Origin of the sequence: Xanthomonas sp. LMG 8993 (genome assembly GCF_009835065.2) — a bacterium.
GTDB lineage: Bacteria > Pseudomonadota > Gammaproteobacteria > Xanthomonadales > Xanthomonadaceae > Xanthomonas > Xanthomonas arboricola.
On sequence record NZ_QVIF02000004.1, the window covers coordinates 223,389 to 243,621 of the forward strand.

Sequence of the window (20,233 nt, forward strand, 5' to 3'; positions counted from 1 at the left end):
CAACACTCACACCTTCAACCACCGCGTCGACACCGCCACGCCCACCATCAGCACCGCAACAGCGAGCAAGGCGCCGACCAGGCCGATGCCATGCGCGGCGAAACCGATCAGCGCCGGCCCGGCCAGGATGCCGGCATAGCCCAGTGTGGTGACCGCAGTGATGGCAATGCTCTCCGGCATGCGCGTCTGGTTGCCAGCCAACGAGAACAGGGCCGGCACGATATTGGCGCAGCCCAGGCCGACCAATACGTAACCGGCCAACGAGGCCTGCCATGGGCTCACCAGCGTGAGCACGCAAAAGCCTGCGCTGGCCAGCAGCGCGCCCACCACGATCGAGCGGATGCGCCCCAGGCGCTCCACCACCGCATCGCCCAGCAGGCGCGTCACCGTCATGGTCAATGCAAACACCACATAGCCCACGCCGGCGGTGCTCGGGGCGACCTGGTGCACATCGGCCAGGAACACCGAGCTCCAGTCCAGAATGGTGCCTTCGGCCAGGAACACCACGAACGCCAGGATGCCGATGAACAGCACGATGCCCCTGGGCAGCGCCAGCAACGGCCCCTGTTGCGCCACGCGCTCGGTCCGCCAGTGGCGCACCGACGCCACGGCGACAAGCAGCATGGCGATCGCCCCGGCAACCGCCGCGCTCGGCGGGGAGAGCTGCGCCGACAGCAGCAAGGTCATCGCGCCGGCCCCGACAAACCCGCCGATGCTGAAAAACGCATGGAATCCCGACATCATCGCGCGCCCGGCATCGCGCTCGACCACCACCGCCTGCATGTTCATCGCGCAATCCATCGCGCCCACGCCGGCGCCGAACACGAACAGCACCGCGCCCAGCAACCACGGATCGGCGACCACCGCCAGCAACGGCAGGCTGAGGCAGATCAGCGCCGACGTCACCGCCATGACCGCACGGAAACCGAAGCGTGCCGACACCGCGCCGGCCAGCGGCATCGCCAGGAACGAGCCTGCCCCCAGGCACAGCAGGATCAGGCCAAGCGCGCCATCGTCCACGCCGGTCCTGGCCTTGGCGAATGGCACCAGCACCGCCCAGACCGCGGCAGCAAAGCCGGGAATGAAGAACGCCGCGCGGGTGGCGTGCTGTTGCGCGCGAGCGTTGGAACCGGGGACAGGCGACATGCAAACAATTCCAGAAGGAAGCGGCGAGGAGAGTGCGACGGTGGCCCAGGCCGGCGCGCTCGCTGGCCGGACCTGACCACGGCTCCATTGCGCGTGCTGCGACCGTCCGTGGGGATATGCGACGGTGCGCTAGCGAAACACCACCGTGCGATGGCCATTGAGCACGATGCGGTGCTCGACATGGCGACGCACCGCACGGGCAAGCACCAGCGATTCGGTATCGCTGCCCAGCCGCACCAGATCGCGCGGCGTCATCGCGTGATCCACGCGCGCCACGTCCTGTTCGATGATCGGGCCTTCATCCAGATCTTCGGTGACGTAATGCGCGGTGGCACCGATGATCTTGACGCCGCGTGCGTGCGCCTGGTGATACGGCTGCGCGCCCTTGAAGCTGGGCAGGAAGCTGTGATGGATATTGATCGCCCGCCCTGCCAATGCGCGGCACAACGCGGGCGAAAGAATCTGCATGTAGCGCGCCAGCACCACCAGATCGATCTGCAGCGCCTCGACCAGCGCAAGCAACTGCGCTTCCTGCGCGGCGCGCGTGTCGGCGCTCACCGGCAGATGGTGGAAGGCGATGCCATAGGAGGCGGCCAGCGGTGCAAAGTCGGCGTGGTTGGACACCACCGCCGCGATATCCACCGGCAATTGCCGGCTATGCATGCGGAACAGCAGATCGTTGAGGCAATGCCCCTGCTTGCTCACCAGCACCAGCAACCGCGCGCGGCGGCGCGCATCGTGCAGCTGCCAGTCCATCTGGAATTCATCGGCCAGCAGCGCAAAGCGGCGTTCCAGCCCGGCAATGTCGGTGCCCGGCGGTTTGTCGAAGTGCACGCGCAGAAAGAAGCGGCCACTTTCGTCGTCGCCGAACTGCTGTGCGTCGAGGATGTTGCAGGCCAGATCAAACAGCAGCCCGGTCACGCGATAGACGATGCCGGTGCGGTCGGGGCAGGACAGGGTGAGGATGTAGTCGGAGCGCATCGGCGCAATGATAGCCAATGCGCCCGGCTGCGGGCGCAGTGCTTGCGCCCGTAACTTTCCGCTGCAACTCAGCGCGGCGGCAGGCGCAGCATCAGCCGCCGATTGATCTCGTCCAGTTGCGCCATCGATGCCTCCACCGAGGTCTCCATCGCTTCCTGGGTGGTGATGTGCGCACGCAGATGCGCCGGATCGGCGAGCTCGCCACGCACCAGAAACACGTTCTCGCCCACCTCGCCGACGTGCCGGCTGAGCACCACGTGATCCACCTGGTCGAAGCCATGTTGCTTGGCCAGCGGCAGCAGGCGCGCGGCCATGCGCACGCTGGCCTCGTCGGTGGGTTTGTTCAACTCGGCATCGAGCGCGGCCACCGCTTCGCGGATCTGCGCGAACAGATAGTGGTCCGGATGCTCGGGGTGGTCTGGGCCCACCGGGCCCTGGTCGACGACCGGTACGGCGGTCATCGTGTCCCACCGGCGCAGGTCGTTGCGCGCGGTGTGCGCTCGGTCGAACCGAGCGTGATATGCAGGTGTCGCATCGCATCCTCCCTGGAGCGGCGGCTGTCACGAGCCGGCATTTTAGAAGGTCTGCTGCATGTTGAGGTGAGCAAGACGCATCGCGCGTCACCTGCAAGGCCAGGCACGCTGCGCAGAACCCACGCGCGCGCCTGGGTTGCGATCAGGCCTGCCCGGCCCGCCGCGCCGATACTTCTGCCAGCACCGCCCAGTCGGCGTTGCCGTCGCCATGCGCGATGGCCTCGTCCAGGCCGGCGCGCAGCAACTCGCCCAGTGGCATCGGCACCTGCTTGTCGGCGCCGGCCTGGATCGCCAGATCCACATCCTTGCGGCCCAGGGTGGCGGTGAAGCCGGCGGGCAGGTACTCGCGCTGCATGATCAGGCGGCCGTAGCCCTGGTACGCGGGCGCGGCGAACAAGGTGCTGGTGAGCATGCCCAGGAACTGAGTGGCATCCACGCCGTGGCCGCGTGCCAGCGCGCTGGCTTCGGCCATGGCGCCGATCGCGCTGGCTAGGCAGAAGTTGGCTGCCAGCTTGACCGCATTGGCCTGCTCGGGGGTGCAGCCGATCTCCCAGGTGCGTTGACCGAGCACATCGAACATCGGCTGCACGCGCGCCAGCGCCGCCTCGTCGCCGGCGGCCAGAATGTTGAGCTTGCCGGCTTCGGCCACATCGACCCGGCCGAGCACCGGTGCGGCCACATAGGCCACGCCGCGTTCGGCATGCAGGGCGGTCAGCTCGTGCGCCAGTGCCACCGAGATGGTGGCCATGTTGACGTGCACGCTGCCGGCCGGCAGCGCGTCCAGCACGCCTTGCTCCAGCACGGTGGCACGCACCGCGTTGTCGTCGGCCAGCATCGAAAACAGCAGCGGGCCGTGCGCGGCGTCGCACGGTGCATCCACCACCGTGGCACCGGCCTCGCGCAGCGACTGCGCGCGCTCCGGCGAGCGATTCCACACACGCAGTTCAAAACCGCCGCGCAGCAGGTTGTGCGCCATCGGCAGGCCCATCGTCCCCAAGCCCAGAAATCCTATCGGCATGCGTTGTCCTTGTTGTTATGACGTCTATCGGATGGATCAGCTGGCGAACACGCCACGCGCATCGCGTGGCTCGCAGCGCAGGTATTGCGGCGAGGGCGTAACCGACGCGCCGAGTGCGGCCGCGGCATGCCACGGCCAGCGCGGGTCGTACAGGATGCCGCGCGCCAGCGCGATCGCATCGGCCTGGCCGTCCTGCAGGATCGCCTCGGCCTGCGCCGGCTCGGTGATCAGGCCCACGCCGATCACCGGCGTGCTGACCTGCGCCTTGATCTGCTGCGCAAACGGAATCTGATAGCCCGCCTGCACCGGAATCTGCTGGCGCGGATCCAGCCCGCCGCTGGAGACATGGATGTAGTGCGCACCGCGCGCATCCAGCGCCTTGGACAAGGCGATGCTCTGCTCGAGATCCCAACCGCCCTCCACCCAATCGATGGCGGAGATGCGCACGCCGATGGCGAGCTTGTCCGACACCGCCGCGCGCACCGCGTCGAAGATGCGCAGCGTCAGCCGCATGCGGTTTTCCAGCGAGCCGCCATACGCATCGCTGCGCTGATTGCTCAGCGGCGACAGGAACTGATGCATCAGATAGCCATGCGCGGCATGCAGCTCGATCAGCGCCAGGCCCAGGCGTTCGGCGCGCCGTGCCGCATCGACAAAGGCCTGCACCACCGCATCGATGCCGGCCTGGTCCAGTGCCTGCGGCAACGGCTGACCGTCACGGAACGCCAGTGCCGATGCGGACACGGTCTGCCAGCCATGCGCGTGATCCGGCGCGATGGCCTCGCCGCCGTTCCACGGCAGATCGGTGGAGGCCTTGCGTCCGGCATGCGCCAGTTGGATGCCGATGGGCATCGGCGACCAACGCCGGACCGAGTCCAGCACCTCGCCCAGCGCCTGCTCGGTGGCATCGTCGTACAAGCCGAGGTCGGCGTAGGAGATGCGCCCCTGCGGCTGCACCGCGGCCGCTTCCAGGATCAGCAGGCCGGCACCGGATTGCGACAAGGTGCCCAGATGGATGCGGTGCCAGTCGCTGGCGCGGCCGTCCTGTGCGGAGTACTGGCACATCGGGGCGATGACGATCCGGTTGGCGAGCGCAAGCGGACCGAAGCGGATGGGGGAGAACAGCTGGCTCAAGGGGGCATCCACAGATGACACGGGGATGCCCATTGCACTGCGCCGCGCGCGTGGGCACAACCGCTGCAATGGATCACTGCGTCATGCCGAACGCGCGCTGGCATCGTTGACGCTGCGTGCACGCAGCGGATCGAACGGGGTGTGCAGGAACGCCAACGCCTGCGCGCACGACTGTTCGACCTTCAGGCTGAGCAGCTCGTCCGCGCGTGTGCGCCCGAAGTTGAGCGCGGCGATCGGCAGGCCGGCCTTGGCCGCGGTCTGCACGAAACGAAAACCCGAGTACACCATCAGCGACGAGCCCACCACCAGCACCGCATCAGCCGCCTGCAGATGCGCAAATGCGCGCTCCACACGCTCGCGCGGCACGTTCTCGCCAAAGAACACCACATCCGGCTTCAGCACGCCGCCGCACACCGGGCACGGCGGCACTGCAAAACTGTCGAAGGCCACATCGTCCAGGTCCGCATCGCCATCGGGTGCCTGCGCCGCGTCCAGGTCGGCCCAGCCGGGGTTGGCGTGCTCGAGCAGCAGCTGGAATTCGGTACGGGGCATGCGCCGCTCGCAGCCCATGCAGCGCACCACATCGAGCCGGCCATGCAGATCGATCACCGCCTGACTGCCGGCGGCCTGATGCAGGCGGTCCACGTTTTGCGTCAGCAGCAGTTCCAGCTGGCCGCGCGCTTCCAGTGCGGCCAATGCGTGATGGGTGGCATTGGGTTGCGCCAGCCCGAAGCGCGGCCAGCCGACCAGGCTGCGCGCCCAATAGCGCTGCCGCGTGGACAGCTCGCCCATGAAGGCCTGGAACGTCACCGGTTGCGGACGCTTCCAGCCGCCTTGCAGATCGCGGTAATCGGGAATGCCCGAATCGGTACTGCAACCGGCGCCGGTGAGCACGAACAGGCGCCGATGGCGCTCGATGAAGTCCTGCAACACGTTGCTGTCCTGAACTGCTACCGCCGTCATCGCGCAACTCCGGTGGCCATGAGGTAACTGTGCAGCAACACCACCAGTTGCGCCTGCAGCGGCGCAATCCGCACCGCAGGCGCACCCTCCTCGAGCAGGCTCTTCACCGGCCCGGTGATGGCCGCCATGCCGATCTCGGCCACCGCCTCGCAATCGTCGAAGCGCACATCCGCGGCGGTGGCCAGCGCAGCGGCAAACGCCTGCTGCGAGCGCTTGCGCGCCTGCGACCCCAGCGCGGCGCCACCATGCAGTTCGGCAATGGCGTACAGCGCGCGCGAGACGTCCACATGCTGCAGCTTGGCCTGCACGAAGGCATGCACCAAGGCCTCGCACTGCTGCGCCAGCGTGCGTCCGTGCTGTTGCGCACAGGCCCGTTCCACCGCGTCGATCACCGCCTGCAGATGCCACTGCAGCAACGCGATCAACATCGCCTGCCGATTGGGGTAGTACTGGTACACGCTGCCGACCGACACGCCGGCACGCTCGGCCACCCGCGTGGTGGTGCAGCCCTGCAGTCCGTCGGCTACCAGCACCTGGATGCTGGCCTGGCGGATGACCTCCACGGTGGCGCGCGAGCGCGCTTGCTGCGGGGCCTTGCGCGGTGCTGGCAGGGGGAATGAGGTGCTCACGAAGGCGACTGTACACACGGATGGGTGGCACATAGTCTGGGGGCCTTCTTGGTGATTCCAAGCAAGCGCCCCTCTCCAGCTCCACACCCCTGGCGCTGCACGGCGACGCTGAGCGCCAGATTGCTTCACCGTGTTGCTGGCGAAGCACTGCGTAACGCAGGCTTTGCGGTCAATGCGCCGATGCGGTAAATCACGATCGTACCGCCACCGATCTCGACGACCACGCCGGTCCAGGCAGCGTCGAACAAGCGGCTGCCAGCGTAGCGCGGGTTGCGATGTCCGAGCTGGCACCGGCGCGATGACACCGAGGGCGGAATGATTGGCCTGGTGATGCGCACCGAATGACGCACAGCCGGCAACCTACTGCACACGGTTGAAACCGCTTGAAAACACGTTCCACGTCACAGATCGGCACGCGGGTCCGCCAACTTAGCGTGATCGGGCGCACACGCAATGCTGCGGAAACATGGCGCCGCGACAGTGGGCAGCTCCCCCGCTGACCCCACTCCTGCCATGCCCTACACCCACATCCGGACGCGCTCCGGAGTGCGTCGTGCCGTGTCGCGTCGTCCGCTCGCCGTCCTGCTTGCACTGACCCTGGCCACCCCCGCGCTCGCGCAGGAAGCCGCACCCGCCACGCCTGCCACCCGCAAGGGCGAGGACGGCATCTTCTCGCTGGATCGGATGATCGTCACCGGTGCCGGCCAGGCCCAGAACCAGTTCGACGCCTCGTATGCGATCACCGCGCTGACCGCCGAGCAGATCGACAAGCTGGCCCCGCTCAACCTAGCCAGCCTGATCGGCTCGATGCCCGGCATCTATGCCGAATCCACCGGCGGCGAAGTGCAGAACGTCTACCGCATCCGCGGCATTCCCGACGAAGGCTCGTTTGCCGTGATCCAGGAAGACGGCATCAGCCCCTACCCGGACAACAACGGCTACTTCTACAAGACCGAAGGCCTGGTGCGCCCGGACCTGATGGTCGAATCGGTGGAAACCGTGCGCGGCGGGCCATCGCCGATCTTCGCTTCCAATGCCGCGGCCATCGTCAATTTCGTCACCCGCCAGGGCGGCGACACCCCCGAAGGCGCAGTGCGCACCACCGTCGGCGACACCGGGCTGTATCGGCTCGATGGCTACTGGTCGGGCAAGCTTGCCGACGGCTGGTACCTGGCTGCCGGCGGCTTCGTGCGGCGCAACGACGGCTACCGCGACGTGGGCTTTCCGGCCGACGAGGGCGGGCAGTTCCGCATGAACCTCACGCATACGCTGGAGCACGGCAAGCTGACCTTCACCGCCAAGCATCTGGACGACAAGAACGCGTTCTACATGCCGATCCCGCTGTACGACCCACGCGACACCGCGCGTTCGCTGGACCCGTTGATCGACCGCTTCACCGGCACCTTGAGCAGCGCGCAGCTGAAACGCGCCAGCATCGTCTCCAGCGATGCCAACGGCGCGCCGCAGCGCGAGTTGCGCGACCTGTCCGATGGCCGCCACATGAAGTTCAACCATCTGGGCGCCAACCTGGACCTGGCCTTCGACAACGGCTGGAGCCTGTCCAACAAGGCCATCGTCAATCGCCTGGACATGACCTTCGACGCGCTGTATTCCAGCAATGCGCCGCAGGATGCCGCCGCGTATGCCAACAGCCGCCGCGCCGCCGCCAGCGCCGCGTTTCCCGGCCTGAGCTCGCTGGGCTACGTCTACACCGACGACGGCAGCCGCTTCGATCCGGCCAGCACCGACGGCCTGGTGATCCAGGGCCAGTACCGCGCCATGAACGTGCGCGCCGATTCGTTCGCCGACGACCTGCGCCTGCACCGCCGCTTCGACTGGGGCGGCGACAGCCACGACATCACGCTCGGCGTGTACGGCGCCTACTACGCGCGTTCCTACAATTCGCGTTACCAGAGCTATCTGTTGGAAATGCGGCAGAACCCGCGCACGATCGACCTGCTCGGCTACGACGCGGCCGGCAACGTGGTCGGTGGCGTGACCAAGGACGGCGTGGTGATCTACGGCGCCGACCGCACCCAGGGCAAGGCCTACACCAGCATGCTGGCGCCCTACATCGCCGACACCTGGCAGGTGACCGACAAGCTGCGCCTGGAAGCCGGCGTGCGTCACGAGCGCTACCGCTATCGCGCCTGGAGCATGCTGCGCAGCACCGGCAACCTGGGCATGGCCGACACCCTGGCCGACGATGCCGCGCGCCTGTTCACCGGGGCCCGCGCGCACACCGCGCTGGACGTGGGCGTGACCAACTGGACCGCGGGCTTCAACTACGACATCACTCCCACCGTCGGCATCTACGGCCGCGCCTCGCGTGCGCACCGCGCGCCCAGCGAGGGCGCCAACGAGGGCAACGTCAACATCCCCACCGCCGACCAGTTCGAGCTCGGCACCAAGCTCAACTTCGACACGCTGGATGTGTTCGCCACCGCCTTCTACACCAAGTACGACCCGTACAACATCGGCACCAGCGCGGTGAATCCGCAGACCGGCGCGGCCGAATCCAAGGACTACCGCGGCAGCGTCACCAACCCCGGCATCGAACTGGCGGCGGTGTGGACGCCGGCGCAGTGGCTACGTCTTGATGCCAACCTGACCTACAACGACACCAAGGTGTCCGACCTGACCGAAGTGGTGGCCAATGGCGCAGTGGCCGTGGTCGACGTGGACGGCAACATGCCCAACCGCCAGCCGAAGCTGTACGGCAATGCCGGCCCGACGCTGTTGTTCACCACCGGTGCGTTCGATTGGGAAACCTCGTTGCGCTACGCCTATGTGGGCAAGCGCTACGCCGACCTGGAAAACACCACCGAGCTGGCCGCCTACGACACCCTGGCGGCCAACATCCTGGTGCGCACCGGGCCGTGGGACGTGCAGCTGTCGGTGGACAACCTGACCAACACCTTTGCGCTGACCGAAGGCAACCCGCGCACCGACACCATCTCCGGCCAGGGCACGCGCGCACCGATCTACGGCCGGCCGATCTACGAGCGCAACTCGCGGCTTGTGGTGACCTACCACTTCTGAGTGCGCCGGCGTCCGGGGTGTCGCAGCCTCGATGCCAGCGCTCCACTTCCCGATCCATCGCCTGCAGCGCCGCAGCTGCGCTGCAGGCCACAAGGACTGCCATGACAGCTTCCCGTCTTGCCTGTGCGCTGCTGGTTGCAGCAGCGACGTGTTCCGGCGATGCCGCCGCCTGGGGCCACCGCGCGCATGCCGCCATCGACAGCGCCGCCGTGCAGGCGCTGCCCGACGACGGCCCGGTCTTCCTCAAGCAGTACGCGCAGGTGATCGCCGACGGCGCCACGCTGCCGGACGGCTGGCGCAGCGAGAGCGAACCCTTCCTCAAGATCGAAGAAGACCCCAACCACGGCTGGTTCCGCGAGCAGTTCGCCTTCATGCAGCACCCGCCGCGCTCGCGCTACGCCTTCGTACTGGCGCTGTACGACGAACAACGGCGCATCGCCGGCAGCGACCCGCAACTGGCGCAGCGCATGAACGTGCGTTGGGCCGGCACCTTGCCGTACGCCGCCACCGAAGGCTACCAACGCATCGTGGCGACCATGCGGCAGCTGCGCACGCTGCGCGCCAAGGGCCAGGACACCCGAGAGCTCGAACGCAACTGCGCGTTCTACGTCAGCTGGTTTGCGCACTACATCGGCGATGGCGCGCAGCCGCAGCACGACAGCATCCATCACGACGGCTGGCAGGGGCCGAACCCGCACGGCTACAGCACCGACCCGAAGGTGCACGGCAAGTTCGAGAGCGATTACGTGGAGAAGATTGCGCTGACCCCGCAGGACCTGCTGAGCCGCATGCCGGCCCTGGCGCACCAGGATGGCGATGTGTTCGAGCAGATCCTGGGCTTTCTCGACATCGGCACCGGCCGTGTCGAGCAGGTCTATCGCCTGGAAAAGGCCGGCGCCTTCGACGACGCATCCAGCAGCGCCGGCCGCGCGATGGTCTATCGCACCGCCGGCGATGGCGCGGCGATGCTGCGCGACCTGCTGGTACGCGCCTGGCGCGAAAGCGCGCTGCGCCCCGGCACCTCCACGCCACCCAGCATGGACCCCGGCCATCCGCAGTACGACCCGGCGACCGGATCTGCACCTGCCAGCACCTCGCCCACGCTGTAACCGCCGATGGCGACATGGGTGTGCCGCCATCGGTGTGCCGACCCGCGCGGCACCAACGGGCGCTGCGCGGGGCGGCAGCGCAGCGCGCCCTACGGATCGCGCGTGCCGTCACGCCGCGTCAGTGGGCGTTGGCGGCCTGTTCGACAAAGCGCAGCAGATCCTGATTGAAGCGCGGGCTGTCTTCCAGAAACGGGGCATGCCCTGCGTTGGGATACAGCACCGTCTGCGCACGCGGCTGCAGCTGCCGTGCACGCGCCAGCGCCGGCCCGGTGGTCACCAGTGCATCGCGCGCGCCGTACATCAGCAACACCGGCAGCTGCGTGCGTTGCAGGCCGGCAACGTCGATCGACATGCCCTGCACGGCCCGTTGCATGTCCCACGAGGCCAGCGACGCGTTGGCCAGCAAGGTTTCAAACACTGGCGCCGGAGGCTGGGTGGCAAAGCACAGCCGCAGGAAGTCCTGCACCGCCTGCAGGTGCGTGCGCAGGTCGTCGGAGACCAGATCGCGATAGATCGCCGGATGCGCGCCCAACTGCTCTGCGCGCAGTTCGATCACGCCATCGACATACACCACCCCGCCAAGCCCTTCGTCGCCATAACGGGTGAGGTAGTTGCTGATCACCGCACCGCCCAGCGACCAACCCACCAGCACCGCATCGCGCGCGTTTGCGGCCTTCACCACGGCGGCAAGGTCGTCGGCCCAGCGCATGCCGTCCCGATACGCGGACGCTGCCGCCGGCTTGCCGGACAGCCCATGCCCGCGCAGGTCGTAGGTGATCAAGCGATAGCCATGCAGGCGCGGATCGGCCAGCTGCGCGTCCCAATCGATGCGGCTGCCGAGCAGGCCGTGCACGAACACGATTGCCCGGCCATCAGTGCCGCCATGCTCCTGCACGGCCAGGGCCACGCCGTCGGGCGCGGTGACGGTGTAGCTGCGCGACGCCGGGGATGAGGCCGGCCCCGCCGCCGCCAAGGTTGAAGAGAACAGCAGCAGGCAGGCCAGCAGGTAGCGCATCGGCAACATGCCAATGACGGGCAGAAAGCGAACAGGCATCGGAGTGAGCTCCAGACAATGGGAGCCACCATCCTCGAGCCTCACACCAATGTGAGGGTCAAGCATTGCGTGCAACGTATGCTGGGCGCATGGCCACATCGTCCGAACCCTCACTGAGCATTGGCGCGCTGGCGCTGCAGACCGGCGCCAGCGTACGCTCGCTTCGTCACTACGACGCGCATGGGCTGCTGACCTCCTCGCGCAGCGCAAACGGCTACCGGGTGTTTCCCGCCGCCTGCGTTGCACAGGTGCGGCAGATCCAGCGCCTGATCGCCACCGGCTTCAGCCTGGACGACATCCTCGGCTTCCCCGATTGCATGCGTCTGGTGGAAGGCGCGCAGATGTGCCCGGAAACCGCGCAGGCGCATCGGGCACGCCTGCAGCTGATCGAGCGCCAGCTGGCCGACCTGGAGCGGCGCCGTGCGCGTTTGCTGGAAACCCTGGCACAGGGTGCGGCGGATGCCGCGGCCACGCTGCCGCCTGCAGCGCAGACCAGACGCAGCAAGCGGGCGCGCTAGAGCGGCTGACAGACACCGCGCAGTCGTGCAGCCAGTCGCGCTTGCACGCGGCGGTCGAGCCGCGTCACTCGCCGCGTGCAGGGTGCGGCGCAAAGCGCCCGTATGGCCGCGTGTCGTCGGCGCGCTGGCGCAGCACGTAGGCCGCGGCGAAGGCGAGCGCCAGCAAGGTCAGGCACATGCCGACCAGCGCGCCCCAGCCACCGTGTTGCCAGAACCAGCCGCCGAGCGCGCCGATCACGCTGGAGCCGGCGTAATACGCCAGCAGATACAGCGATGCGGCGTGACTGCGGTGCGCACCGCCGAGCCGGCTCACCCACGCGCTGGCCGCCGAATGCGCAATGAAGAAGCCGATCGTCAGCAACACGATGCCGCCCACCACCAGCGCCAGCACATGCGCCAGGGTCAGCGCCACGCCGAGCACGCACAGCACGATGCCGGTGGTGACCACCGGGCCGCGCCCGAAACGGTCCGACGCCGCACCGGCCACCGACGAACTGACGATGCCGAACACATAGGCGCTGAAGATCATGCCGATCTGGCTCTGGCTCAGGCCGAATTCCGGCCCGCCCAGCCGGAAGCCGGCGTAGTTGTAGAGGCAGACGAACACGCCCATCAACAGGAACGGCAGCGCGAACAGGAACGGCAGGTTGCGGTCGCGCAGATGCCCGGCCCAGGCGCGCAGATGGAAGCGCAGGTTGATGCCGTGCCGGCGCACGAAGTTGCGCGACGGCGGCAGCAACCAGAAGAACGCCAGCGCGCACAGCAGGTCGAACACGCTCAACACCGCCAGCGCGGTGCGCCAGTCGTAGTGATCGGTCAGCACGCTCATCACGATGCGACCGCTCATGCCGCCGAAGGCATTGCCGGCCACATACAGGCCGGTGGCCGCGCCCATCTTGTTGGCCGGCAGTTCCTCGCCCAGATACACCATCGCCACCGCCGGCACCCCGCCCAGCGCGATACCGGACAAGGTGCGCACCAGCACCAGCGCGCCCCAGTGCGGCAGGAAGGCGGCGACCAGGTTGAGCACCGCGGCCAGTGCGATCGATACGAACATCAACCCGCGCCGGCCCAGGTTCTCCGACACTGCGCCGGCACAGAAGATCGCCAGGGCCAGCGCGCCGGTGGCCAGCGACAACGGCAGCGAGGCGGTGGCCGCGTCCACGCCAAAAGCGCGTGCAAACTCCGGAAGCACCGGCTGCACGCTGTACAGCAGCGAGAAGGTGGCAAAGCCGGCCAGGAATAGGGCCAGGCGGATGCGGCCGCTGGCCGGCGCATCGGCGGCGGCGGCGTTGTCGGCAGGGCCGGCGGTGGCGCCCGGCAGGCTGCCGGTGCGGCGATCAGGAGGGGACACGGGCGCAGCATCGAGACGTGGGACGGCGAGTATTCGCCTGCGCTGACCCCCTGTCCAATATATGATTCTGGCAGTTTCCATATGCAGAACAGATAGAATGGAACTTCGCCACCTGCGCTACTTCCTGGCTGTCGCCGAGGAGGGCAACTTCACCCGCGCCGCAGCGCGGGTCGGCGTCGGCCAGCCGCCCTTGAGCCAGCAGATCCAGGCGCTGGAGCGCGATCTGGGCACGCCGCTGTTCCGGCGCACCCACAGCGGCGCCGAGCTGACCCCGGCCGGCGAGGCCTTCCTGGTCGAGGTGCGCCGCGTGCTCGCCGATGTGGAGCGCGCCGCCGAAACCGCACGGCGGGTGGCGCGCGGCGAATCCGGCCGGCTGCGGCTGGGCTTCACCGCCTCGGCCGCGTTCAACCCGGTGGTGCCGCACCTGATCCGCGACTTTCGCCGGCAATGGCCGCAGGTCGAGCTGTTGCTGGAAGAGACCAACACCGCCGGGCTGCTGCTGGCCCTGGCCGATGGCCGCCTGGACGCGGCCTTCGTGCGCTACGGCCTGAGCACGCCGCCCGACCTGCAACTGCTGCGCTTTGCCGACGAACCGATGAAGATCGCCGTGCCCACCGCGCATCGGCTGGCCGCCCGCAACAGCGCGCCACTGGCGGCGCTGGCGGGCGAACCGTTCATCCTGTTCCCGCGCAGCTTCGGGTCCAGCCTGTACGACGAGATCCTCGCCGCCTGCCGGCAATCCGGCGTGACCCTGCGCATCACCCAGGAGGCGCCGCAGATGTCGTCCATCGTCAACCTGGTCGCCGCCGAACTGGGCGTGTCGGTGGTGCCGGCCTCCACTGCGCAGCTGCAGCTGCCCGGCGTGCGCTATCTGGATATCGAAGGCCAGATGCCGCTGGCCCGGCTGGCCCTGGCAGTCGCGCCGGGCGCCCTGGACACCGCGCCACTGGTCCAGCATCTGTGGGCGCTGGCGGAAGTGCTGTGAGCCAGGCTGATCTCGAGCCGACAGCACCACGGTTGTTGTAGGAGCGCACCCGTGCGCGACGTGGCTCTCCCGGTAAGGCCCTCGCGCACAGGTGCGCTCCTACACCTGCCAACAGATGGCCAGATGCCGCTGGCCAGGCTGGCGCTGGCGGAAGTGCTGTGAGCCAGGCTGATCTTGAGCCGACAGCACCACGGTTGTTGTAGGAGCGCACCCGTGCGCGATGTGGCTCTACCGGTAACGCCCTCGCGCACAAGTGCGCTCCTACACCTGCCAACAGATGGGCAGACGCCGCTGGCCAGGCTGGCCCTGGCGGAAGTGCTGTGAGCCCGGCTGATCTCGAGCCGACAGCACCACGGTTGTTGTAGGAGCGCACTTGTGCGCGATGTGGCTCTCCCGGTAACGCCCTCGCGCACAAGTGCGCTCCTACCTGCCAACAGATGGCCAGATGCCGCTGGCCAGGCTGGCGCTGGCGGAAGTGCTGTGAGCCAGGCTGATCTCGAGCCGACAGCACCACGGTTGTTGTAGGAGCGCACCCGTGCGCGATGTGGCTCTACCGGTAACGCCCTCGCGCACAAGTGCGCTCCTACCTGCCAACAGGCGGAAAGATGTTGGATTGCGTTGTCTGCCACCAGCGGTGGCGCTGGTTCTCTTGATCCGAGGTCTGATCCACACACCCTCAGCCGCACCCGAAGCCATCGATCCTGTGGGAGCACGCATGCCCGCAATGCTGCTTGCGTGGCGACATCATCGCGGCCAGGGCCTTCGCTGCAGACAGCATGCACGTTGCCAGCGCGCGCAGGTGCCCTGCCGAATCCGCGCACACCATCCGGGCACACCGCTTGACCTCAACCGCGATTGAGGTCGTTCAATGCCTGCACCTTCCATCACCTGCGCCCGCCATGCATCTTCGCCATCTGTTGCTGCCCTGCCTGGATCCCGACCTCAGCCTGCGCTTCTATCGCGAGGTACTGCAGCTGCCGCAGCACGGCAACAGCATCCGCATCGGCTGGAGCAGCCTGGAATGCGTGCAGGCGCAGCAGCCGGTGGGCAGCGTGCATCTGGCGTTCAACGTGGCGCCGTCGCGCTTCGACGCCGCTGCGCAATGGATCGGCGAGCGCAGCAAGCTGCTTGCCGATCCACATGGGCGTCGGCAGTTTCAACTGGACGGCGTATGGCAGTCGCGATCGGTGTATTTCGCCGGCCCCGACGGCGCGGTACTCGAGTTGATCGCGCGTCGGGCGGTGCAGGACGTGGCCACCGGCGACGGCGTGTTCCACGGCGACGAGTTGCTGTGCGTGAGCGAGATCGGCTTACCCAGCAACGATGTCGCGGTGGTGACCAGCAGCGTCGCCCATCACTTCGGCGTGCGGCCGTTTGCGCCGGCGCTCGCGGGTTTTGCCGCGCTGGGCGACGATGATGGCTTGTTGATCGTGGTCGATCAGGCGCGGCGCTGGTTTCCGCAGCAGCGGCAGCTGCCGTGGGCCAGCGGCGTGCGGGTCAGCGTGGATGCACCGCAACCGGGGCTGCGCTTGCGCGATGCGCAGGGCTGGGAGTTGCTGGCGGCGTGATCGTCCACGCCGCGCAGGTTATGCCGCCGCTGCAGGCGCGGGCAGACGGAAGAACGCCCGCGCCGCCGCGGTGCTGTTGGCCGCGGTCAGCGCCACCTCCTCGCCACGATCGCGTGCGAGTTCGTCGACGATATGCGACAGGAACATCGGCTCGTTGCGGCGGTCCTTGGGCATCGGCTTGAGCGTACGCGGCAGCAGGTACGGCGCGTCGGTTTCGATCATCAAGCGGTTGGCCGGGATGTTGCGTACCAGCTCGCGCAGATGCAGGCCGCGGCGCTCGTCGCACAGCCAGCCGGTGATGCCGATGTAGTAATCGCGGTCCAGGTAGTCGAACAGTTCTTCGCGGCTGCCGGTGAAGCAATGCACCACCGCCGGGCCGAGGCGGCCATCGAAGCTGCGCATGATCGACAGGAAATCGTCGTGCGCCTCGCGCTGATGCAGGAACAGCGGCTTGCCGTTGTCGGCAGCCAGTTGCAGCTGGCGCTCGAAGGCCTTGTGCTGGGCCGGACGCGGGGCGAAATCGCGGAAATAATCCAGCCCGCATTCGCCCACCGCCACCACCTGCGGGTGCGCCTGCAGCGTGCGCATTTCGGCCTCGCATTCGGCGGTGAACTCCACTGCGTGGTGCGGGTGCACGCCGGCGGTGGCGTAGAGGAATCCGGGATGTTGCTGGGCCAGCTGCAAGGCCAGCGGCGAATGCTCGCGGCTGGCACCGGTGATCACCAATTGCGCAACGCCTGCCTCGCGTGCGCGTTGCAGCACGGCGTCGCGGTCGCGGTCGAAGGAGTCGTGGGTGAGGTTGGCGCCGATATCGATCAACTGCATGTTGCGGTGTCGTGTGGGGAGAGCCGGGCAAGTGTAGCGAGTGGGGGTTGTGTGCGCTTAGCGCTTCGCGTCCCTTCTCCCGCCGGGAGAAGCTGGCGCGTAGCGCCGGATGCGGGTGCGAGCGAAGCCTCGCATGATCAACCACCCAATGTGGTGTCGCCCGGTCCCCTCACCCCAACCCCTCTCCCGCAGGAGAGGGGCTTTGCTCCCTTCTTCCAGGAGAGAAAGGGGTTCAACCCACCACCGGCACCACCATTGCATCGATCTTCGCCGCCAGCGCCTGGATCGTCAGCAGCGCCGAGCGCGACAGCTGCCGCTGCGGGGCCACGCACAGCGCCAGCGTCATCGGCTTGGTCAGGTGGCGGCGGAATGGCACGAACGCCAGGCGGCCGTCGGCCACATCCGGCGCGGCGTCCAGCCACGACATCAGGCCCACGCCGGCACCGGCGCGCACCAACCCGCGCAGGGTGCGCACATCGTTGCAGTGGGTCAGCCGCTTCACGTCGATGTGCTGGCGTTGGTACAGCACCTTGGCATGCTCGCCGACGATAAGCGGGGCGGCCGGCAGCAGCAGGCGGTGTTCCAGCGTTTCGCTCAGCTGCAGCTCGGTGCGGGTGCTGAGCGGGTGGCCGACCGGCATCGCAATCCCCAACGGAATGTCGGCAAAGGCGCGCACCTCCAGGTCCACGCTGCTCACCGGGTCCAGCAGCAGGCCGATGTCCACATCGGCCGAGGTCACCATTTCCATCACCCGCTGGTTGCGCGCGGTGGACAGGTTGAAGGTGATGCCGGGGTACTCCTGCACCAGCGCCGCCACCGCCTCCGGCACCACGCCCTCGCTGAGCGCGTCGATCATGGCGATCTCCACGTGCCCGCGGCGCAGCCCCTTGAGCTCGTCAAAGCGCTCCAGGGTGCGGGCGTAGGCCTTCTCCCAGCCGCGCACGTCCACCAGCAGCAGCTCGCCGGCGGCGGTCAGCCGCAGCCGGCCGGGCAGGCGTTCGAACAGCTGCGCGCCCAGCTCTTCCTCGGCCTTGAGGATCTGACGGTCGATCGCCGAGGCCGACACGTGCAGCACGTCAGAAGCCTTGCGGATGCTGCCGCAGCGGGCCACTTCGATGAAGTAACGGGTGAAGCGGGAAAAGGTCAGCATGCGGCGGGGCTCGGTTGGCGTTGCATTTTTTGCAATGGCTTGGCTGAAAATCGATGTTTGATAACACACCCCCGGCTTCCTAGAGTCAATCCGGCACCGCTCCCGCCCTACGCCAGAGACTGGACCCATGGATGTCGCCGTCCCCGCCCTGCCGCTGCACTGCACCTTCGAGGCCGCCGACTGGCAGCGCCTGGCCCAGCACTGGCACGCGGTGGCGCTGAGCAGCGAGGTCGGGCAGGCGCCGTTCAAGGCCACCCTGCTGGACGAGCCGCTGGTGCTGTACCGGCTGGGCGAGGAATTGGTGGCCGCGCGCGATGTCTGCCCGCACCGCGGCGTGCCGCTGAGCATGGGCACCGCCGATGGCGGCGGCGTGGTCTGCGCCTACCACGGGCTGCGCTTCGGTTCGGGCGGGCGCTGCAACCACATCCCCGCCAGCCCCAGCCAGAACATCCCGGCCAAGATGCGCCTGCACACCTACGCGGTGGCCGAGCGCTACGGGTTGATCTGGGTGTGCCTGGCCAAACCGGCTGGCGTCAGCGCGGCCGAGGTGCAGATTCCGCCGATGCCCGGCTGGGACGAGGACGGCTTCCAGCAGATCGTCTGCCCGGCCTTCGACATCGGCGGCAGTGCCGCGCGCCAGCTGGAGGGCTTCATCGACGTGGCGCATTTCGCCTTCGTGCACACCGCCACCTTTGCCCAGCCGGACAAGCGCGAGGTGCCGGCCTACACCACCACCGAGACGCCGACCGGTTTCAATGCCGACTACCTGAGCTCGGTGGCCAACTATTCGGTGGACATGCCGCTGCCGGACGTGGACCCGGATTTCCAGTGGCTGCGCCATTTCGAGGTGCATCTGCCGTTCACCGCCACCCTCACCATCCACTTCCCGGTGCCGGGCAAGCGGCTGGTGATCATGAACGCAGCCAGCCCGGTGTCTAAGCACAAGACGCGCCTGCTGGTGCCGATCGCGCGCAACTTCGACACCCATCTGCCGGTGGAGGACGTGCACGCCTTCAACCTGCGCGTGTTCGAGGAAGACCGCGCCATGGTCGAGGCGCAGCGCCCGGAATACCTGCCGCTGGACCCGCTGCTGGAAGTGCATATCCCGGCCGACCGCAGTTCCATCGCCTATCGCCGTGGCCTGCGCAGCCAGGGCTATAGCGACTTCTTCCTGCGCTGACCGCCAAGGAGCACGCCATGCAGTTGCACGAGGTCCGCGTTGCCGAGGTCTTCGACCAGGGCCATCGCCAGCGCGCGATCCGGCTGGAGCCGGTCGGCGCGGAATTGCCGGCCTTCGAGGCCGGCGCGCATGTGGACCTGCATCTGCCCGACGGCATGATCCGCCAGTACTCGATCGCCAGCGCACCGCATGTGCGCGACCACTACCTGCTGTGCGTGAAGCTGGCCGACGCCTCGCGCGGCGGCTCGCGGCATCTGTGCGAGCAGCTGAGCACCGGCGACCGCCTGCGTATCTCCACACCGCGCAACCTGTTTCCGCTGCATCCGGGCGAGCGCCACGTGCTGCTAGCCGCCGGCATCGGCATCACCCCGCTGCTGTCGATGGCCGAAGCGCTGGAAGCGCGCGGCGAACCCTTCGTGCTGCACTACTACGCCCGCCGGCACGCCGACGTGGCGTTCGGGCAGCGGCTGCAGCAGGGCTTCGCGCACGGCCAGGTGCAGGTGCATCTGAGCGACGGCGGCGAGAGCCCGCGCGTGCATGTGCCCGAGGAATTGGGCCAGGCGCGTGCGCGCGACCAGCTGTACCTGTGCGGGCCGGCCGCCTTCATGGACCACTACACGCTGCTTGCCAGGGCGCACGGCTGGACGGCGGAGCAACTGCACCGCGAACACTTCGCCGCCGCAGAGCCCGGCATCGCCCACGCTGCCGACAGCGCCTTCGAAGTGGAGCTGGCCGCCAGCGGCCGCGTGGTGCAGGTGCCGGCCGGCTGCAGCATCGCCAGCGCCCTGCTGGACGCCGGCATCGAGGTGCCGCTGTCCTGCGAGCAGGGCATGTGCGGCGCCTGCCTGACCGGCGTTCTGGCGGGCACCCCCGATCACCGCGACAGTGTGCTCAGCGACAGCGAACACGCGCAGAACCGGCAGATCACGCTGTGCTGTTCGCGTAGCCGCTCCCCGCGGCTGGTGCTGGATCTTTGAGGCGGCCTGTGTGCGGCGGATGCCTGTGCAGCGCTGCCGCGAGTGCGGCCATTGCCTCATGACGATG

At 68.1% G+C, this 20,233-nt stretch carries 18 protein-coding genes; 7 read left to right on the forward strand and 11 right to left on the reverse strand.

Going from position 1 to position 20,233, the window contains the following annotated elements; translation table 11 throughout:
• Positions 1–6: 6 nt before the first annotated feature.
• The 7 genes from DYQ94_RS09995 to DYQ94_RS10025 all read right to left on the reverse strand — a co-directional run bounded on the left by DYQ94_RS09995 (position 7) and on the right by DYQ94_RS10025 (position 6,404).
• Positions 7–1,146 carry an MFS transporter gene (locus DYQ94_RS09995; protein ID WP_126965425.1) on the reverse strand — a complete coding sequence of 380 codons (1,140 nt, stop codon included), beginning with the start codon at positions 1,144–1,146 and terminating at the stop codon, positions 7–9.
• A 129-nt stretch (positions 1,147–1,275) separates the two neighbouring features.
• Positions 1,276–2,127 carry a formyltetrahydrofolate deformylase gene (gene purU / locus DYQ94_RS10000; protein ID WP_160954804.1) on the reverse strand — a complete coding sequence of 284 codons (852 nt, stop codon included), beginning with the start codon at positions 2,125–2,127 and terminating at the stop codon, positions 1,276–1,278.
• A gap of 68 nt (positions 2,128–2,195) precedes the next feature.
• On the reverse strand, positions 2,196–2,588 hold the full coding sequence (locus DYQ94_RS10005; protein WP_047126299.1) for an XVIPCD domain-containing protein: 393 nt from the start codon (positions 2,586–2,588) through the stop codon (positions 2,196–2,198).
• Positions 2,589–2,802: 214 nt separating this feature from the next.
• Positions 2,803–3,678 (reverse strand): NAD(P)-dependent oxidoreductase, encoded by an 876-nt coding sequence (locus tag DYQ94_RS10010; RefSeq protein WP_126965427.1) that lies wholly within the window; start codon positions 3,676–3,678, stop codon positions 2,803–2,805.
• 36 nt (positions 3,679–3,714) lie between these two features.
• Positions 3,715–4,812 carry an NADH:flavin oxidoreductase/NADH oxidase gene (locus tag DYQ94_RS10015; protein ID WP_126965428.1) on the reverse strand — a complete coding sequence of 366 codons (1,098 nt, stop codon included), beginning with the start codon at positions 4,810–4,812 and terminating at the stop codon, positions 3,715–3,717.
• A gap of 81 nt (positions 4,813–4,893) precedes the next feature.
• Complete coding sequence (locus tag DYQ94_RS10020) at positions 4,894–5,775, reverse strand: NAD-dependent protein deacetylase (protein WP_126965429.1); 882 nt, start codon at positions 5,773–5,775, stop codon at positions 4,894–4,896.
• On the reverse strand, positions 5,772–6,404 hold the full coding sequence (locus DYQ94_RS10025) for a TetR/AcrR family transcriptional regulator (RefSeq protein WP_024939804.1): 633 nt from the start codon (positions 6,402–6,404) through the stop codon (positions 5,772–5,774). Before DYQ94_RS10025 ends, DYQ94_RS10020 begins: the two co-directional genes overlap by 4 nt.
• A gap of 558 nt (positions 6,405–6,962) precedes the next feature.
• Here DYQ94_RS10025 and DYQ94_RS10030 point away from each other — a divergent pair.
• Entirely contained in the window at positions 6,963–9,446 is a 2,484-nt protein-coding gene (locus tag DYQ94_RS10030; protein ID WP_241235228.1) for a TonB-dependent receptor, read from the forward strand.
• A 101-nt stretch (positions 9,447–9,547) separates the two neighbouring features.
• Complete coding sequence (locus tag DYQ94_RS10035; protein WP_237474918.1) at positions 9,548–10,555, forward strand: phospholipase C/P1 nuclease family protein; 1,008 nt, start codon at positions 9,548–9,550, stop codon at positions 10,553–10,555.
• Between the two features lie 118 nt (positions 10,556–10,673).
• On the opposite strand, the gene DYQ94_RS10040 is transcribed toward DYQ94_RS10035, so the two are convergent.
• Positions 10,674–11,609, reverse strand: coding sequence for an alpha/beta fold hydrolase (locus DYQ94_RS10040; protein WP_126965431.1), 936 nt, complete (start codon positions 11,607–11,609; stop codon positions 10,674–10,676).
• A gap of 89 nt (positions 11,610–11,698) precedes the next feature.
• On the opposite strand from DYQ94_RS10040, the gene DYQ94_RS10045 reads away from it, so the two are divergent.
• Positions 11,699–12,127 carry a MerR family transcriptional regulator gene (locus DYQ94_RS10045; protein ID WP_039528903.1) on the forward strand — a complete coding sequence of 143 codons (429 nt, stop codon included), beginning with the start codon at positions 11,699–11,701 and terminating at the stop codon, positions 12,125–12,127.
• 64 nt (positions 12,128–12,191) lie between these two features.
• Here DYQ94_RS10045 and DYQ94_RS10050 read toward each other — a convergent pair whose 3' ends face one another.
• A complete protein-coding gene (locus DYQ94_RS10050; protein WP_425518994.1) occupies positions 12,192–13,481 on the reverse strand; it encodes an MFS transporter in 1,290 nt (429 codons plus the stop codon).
• Positions 13,482–13,578: 97 nt separating this feature from the next.
• On the opposite strand from DYQ94_RS10050, the gene DYQ94_RS10055 reads away from it, so the two are divergent.
• Positions 13,579–14,466 (forward strand): LysR family transcriptional regulator, encoded by an 888-nt coding sequence (locus DYQ94_RS10055; RefSeq protein ID WP_126965433.1) that lies wholly within the window; start codon positions 13,579–13,581, stop codon positions 14,464–14,466.
• Positions 14,467–15,365: 899 nt separating this feature from the next.
• Complete coding sequence (locus DYQ94_RS10060) at positions 15,366–16,034, forward strand: VOC family protein (RefSeq protein ID WP_126965434.1); 669 nt, start codon at positions 15,366–15,368, stop codon at positions 16,032–16,034.
• An 18-nt stretch (positions 16,035–16,052) separates the two neighbouring features.
• Here the strand turns inward: DYQ94_RS10060 and DYQ94_RS10065 are convergent, their stop codons facing one another.
• The gene (locus tag DYQ94_RS10065) at positions 16,053–16,859 is read right to left on the reverse strand and encodes a TatD family hydrolase (protein ID WP_024939812.1); all 807 of its coding nucleotides are present in this window, start codon (positions 16,857–16,859) and stop codon (positions 16,053–16,055) included.
• A 232-nt stretch (positions 16,860–17,091) separates the two neighbouring features.
• Positions 17,092–18,009, reverse strand: a complete 918-nt coding sequence (locus DYQ94_RS10070; protein ID WP_016901444.1) for a LysR family transcriptional regulator — start codon at positions 18,007–18,009, stop codon at positions 17,092–17,094.
• A gap of 127 nt (positions 18,010–18,136) precedes the next feature.
• On the opposite strand from DYQ94_RS10070, the gene DYQ94_RS10075 reads away from it, so the two are divergent.
• Both DYQ94_RS10075 and DYQ94_RS10080 read left to right on the forward strand, forming a co-directional pair.
• Entirely contained in the window at positions 18,137–19,189 is a 1,053-nt protein-coding gene (locus DYQ94_RS10075; protein ID WP_039511158.1) for a Rieske 2Fe-2S domain-containing protein, read from the forward strand.
• A 17-nt stretch (positions 19,190–19,206) separates the two neighbouring features.
• Positions 19,207–20,166, forward strand: coding sequence for a PDR/VanB family oxidoreductase (locus DYQ94_RS10080; RefSeq protein WP_160954779.1), 960 nt, complete (start codon positions 19,207–19,209; stop codon positions 20,164–20,166).
• Positions 20,167–20,233 lie beyond the last annotated feature (67 nt).